The 1053-nt window shown below is 63.4% G+C and carries 1 protein-coding gene and 1 pseudogene; both read left to right on the forward strand.

Going from position 1 to position 1053, the window contains the following annotated elements; genetic code table 11:
- A pseudogene (locus AAE027_RS39455) lies at positions 1-224 on the forward strand (hypothetical protein); the annotation flags it as partial.
- A partial coding sequence (locus AAE027_RS39460; protein ID WP_370991177.1) for an IS3 family transposase occupies positions 221-1053 on the forward strand: 833 nt, incomplete at its 3' end. The pseudogene AAE027_RS39455 and the gene AAE027_RS39460, both read left to right, overlap by 4 nt.

A 1053-nucleotide genomic window follows, 5' to 3' on the forward strand; every position in this document is an offset into this window, starting at 1 on the left:
CGAAGGAGCTCGGGCTGGACGGCTCCGTGCTCAGCCGATGGGTGAAGGAGCGCAGCACGGTAGCAGCCGGCGGCAGCGCCGCGGCGCCCACGTCGCAAGCGGCGGTGCCGTCGGCGGACCAAGCTGACGTGATCGCACGGTTGCAGCGGGAAAACGAACAGTTGCGCATGGAGCGCGACATTTTAAAAAAGTCGATCGCGATCTTTGCTGGACCCCGGACATGAAGTTCCGCTTCATCGAAGATCGCCGCGCGGACTATCCGGTCAAGATCATGTGCCGTGTCCTCGGCGTCTCGCCTGCGGGCTACTATGCTTGGCGGTCGCGCCCGGAAAGCCCCCGGGCCGCTGCCAATCGAGAGTTGCTGGAGGACATCAAGCGGGTTCATCGCGACAGTCATGGTCGCTATGGCAGCCCGCGCATTCATGTCGAACTCAAGGCCCAGGGACACCATGCAAGCCGTGGCCGAATCGAGCGGCAGATGCGCGGCCATGGCGTTCGAGCCATCTCGGCCGGGCCGCGACGATGCCGCACCACCGATAGCGGGCATGGCTTGCCGATCGCGCCCAACTTGCTCGGCCGGAACTTCTCGGCCGCCATGCGCAATCAGGTCTGGCTCGCCGACATCACCTATGTCCGGACCGGCCAAGGATGGTTGTACCTGGCCGCCATCATGGATCTGTACAGTCGCCGTATCGTGGGCTGGGCGATGGACGACCATCTGCGCGCCGAATTGCCGCTCGCCGCATTAAGGATGGCGATCAAGGGACAAACGCCCGGCGCCGGCCTGATCCATCACTCCGATCGCGGCATCCAATATGCTTCAACCGAGTACCGCCAAGCGCTGCAAGCCGCCGGCTTCCGGCCTTCGATGAGCCGCAGAGCCGACTGCTACGACAACGCCCCGATGGAAAGCTTCTTCCACACGCTCAAGTCCGAACTGATCCATCACCGTCAATATCCGACCCGCGATGAAGCTGCGCGCGACATCTTCGCCTACGTCGAGGGCTTCTACAATCAACACCGCAGACACTCGGCCATCGGCTATATCAGCCC

The organism is Bradyrhizobium sp. DN3 (assembly GCF_041357655.1).
Taxonomy (GTDB): Bacteria; Pseudomonadota; Alphaproteobacteria; order Rhizobiales; family Xanthobacteraceae; genus Bradyrhizobium.